The following is a 1881-nucleotide window of genomic DNA, read 5'->3' as shown; positions in this document are numbered from 1 at the left end:
TATCGCCTACTCTCTGAGAAGTGCNACCTATCGCCTACATTCTCGGAAGTGCGATCGCGTAGCCTNNCGGAAGTGCGACCTATCGCCTACTCTCTGGGAAGTGCGACCTATCGCCTACMYTYTCAGAAGTGCGATCGCGCAGCGTGCCCGCCAGAAGTATCGCGTAGCCTCGGAGTGCGACGTATCGCCTACATTCTCGGAAGTGCGATCGCCTATCGCCTCGGAAGTGCGATCGCGTAGCCTCGGAGTGCGACCTATCGCCTACTCTCTGGGAAGTGCGACCTATCGCCTACATTCTCGGAAGTGCGATCGCGCAGCGTGCCCGCCAGAAGTATCGCCTAGCCTCTCAGAAGTGCGATCGCGCAGCGTGCCCGCCAGAAGTATCGTCTAGCCTCTCAGAAGTGCGATCGCGCAGCGTGCCCGCCAGAAGTATCGTCTACCCTCTCAGAAGTGCGATCGCCTAGCCTCGGAGTGCGACGTATCGCCTAGCCTCGGAGTGCGACGTATCGCCTAGGGTCTCAGAAGTGCGATCGCCTAGCCTCTCGGAAGTGCGATCGCCTAGCCTTTCAGAAGTGCGATCGCCTACCCTCTCGGAAGTGCGATCGCCTACCCTCTCGGAAGTGCGATCGCCTACCCTCTCGGAAGTGCGATCGCCTAGCCTTTCAGAAGTGCGATCGCCTACCCTCTCGGAAGTGCGATCGCCTAGCCTTTCAGAAGTGCGATCGCCTAGCCTTTCAGAAGTGCGATCGCCTAGCCTCTCGGAAGTGCGACGTATCGCCTAGCCTCTCGGAAGTGCGACCTATCGCCTACCCTTTCAGAAGTGCGACCTATCGCCTACCCTTTCAGAAGTGCGATCGCCTATCGCCTACTCTCTGGGAAGTGCGATCGCCTATCGCCTCGGAAGTGCGACCTATCGCCTACATTATTCTCAGAAGTGCGATCGCCTACMTTCTCMGAAGTGCGACCTATCGCCTACTCTCTGGGAAGTGCGACCTATCGCCTACATTCTCAGAAGTGCGACCTATCGCCTACTCTCTGGGAAGTGCGATCGCCTAGCCTCTCGGAAGTGCGATCGCCTAGCCTCTCGGAAGTGCGACCTATCGCCTACTCTCTGGGAAGTGCGACCTATCGCCTACATTCTCGGAAGTGCGACCTATCGCCTACTCTCTGGGAAGTGCGATCGCCTACATTCTCGGAAGTGCGATCGCCTCATCCAACTTCCCAGACCGTTTCAACTGATTCGCCTGTTTCAGCAACTCACCCGCACTCATTCCCTCACCACTCCTCATAAAAGACTCACCAATCCAGATATCGCCTCGCCACCCCCAGTAATGCTATCATATCACCCGACTGACGAAAATGCAAACCGTTTAGGACTGATTCATGAACAGCAGCTTTCAGCAAGCCAACCAACGGCGGCGAGTGGGGTGTTTAGAAGAAGCAGTAATCGCTTATCAAAAATCCATACAGTCACACCCAGACTTATATTGGACTTACCAAAAACTAGGGGAAACACTGCACCAGTTAGCGCGTTTAGAGGAAGCCGTCACAGCCTTCCGCCAAGCCATAGCCGTCAATCCCACTGCTAAGTCACATTTTAACCTGGGACGGGTTTTAGCCCAGCAGGAAGAGTGGTCGGAAGCGATCGCATGAACCGAACTTACATTCACAATTGCTCCTCCTTGCTGTCGCATCAACGGGTAAAGGGTAAACAAGTTGATTAAATATTAATCTTAATTTAATCCTCATTCAATGTTCAGCCAAGTGAACATTTCTATCACCGACAATTTCATATCTTTAACACTTTCTAAAACAGGTAAAATTTCTTGCTCTGATTTGATATCAGGAAATTGATTGGGCTGAAATATCATGACTGATTCA

General features: G+C 53.3%; 4 protein-coding genes. All 4 read left to right on the top strand.

From position 1 onward, the window contains the following. Positions 1-275: 275 nt before the first annotated feature. The 4 genes from B9T16_RS28250 to B9T16_RS28235 all read left to right on the top strand — a co-directional run bounded on the left by B9T16_RS28250 (position 276) and on the right by B9T16_RS28235 (position 1653). Positions 276-464, top strand: coding sequence for a hypothetical protein (locus tag B9T16_RS28250; protein ID WP_410246348.1), 189 nt, complete (start codon positions 276-278; stop codon positions 462-464). A 60-nt stretch (positions 465-524) separates the two neighbouring features. Then, positions 525-782 (top strand): hypothetical protein, encoded by a 258-nt coding sequence (locus B9T16_RS28245; RefSeq protein WP_410246347.1) that lies wholly within the window; start codon positions 525-527, stop codon positions 780-782. A gap of 38 nt (positions 783-820) precedes the next feature. Beyond that, positions 821-1291, top strand: a complete 471-nt coding sequence (locus B9T16_RS28240; RefSeq protein ID WP_410246346.1) for a hypothetical protein — start codon at positions 821-823, stop codon at positions 1289-1291. Between the two features lie 92 nt (positions 1292-1383). Then, on the top strand, positions 1384-1653 hold the full coding sequence (locus B9T16_RS28235; RefSeq protein ID WP_410246345.1) for a tetratricopeptide repeat protein: 270 nt from the start codon (positions 1384-1386) through the stop codon (positions 1651-1653). Positions 1654-1881: the final 228 nt, after the last annotated feature.

Source organism: Arthrospira sp. PCC 8006, from assembly GCF_046480465.1.
Taxonomy (GTDB): Bacteria; Cyanobacteriota; Cyanobacteriia; order Cyanobacteriales; family Microcoleaceae; genus Limnospira; species Limnospira platensis.
Note: the sequence above shows the minus strand (reverse complement) of the source record. Positions and strands in the feature narration are given on the sequence as shown.

Excerpts from the sequence above, each read along its gene's own strand:
- B9T16_RS28235 (WP_410246345.1), top strand. The coding sequence starts at position 1,384 with ATGAACAGCAGCTTTCAGCAAGCCAACCAACGGCGGCGAGTGGGGTGT.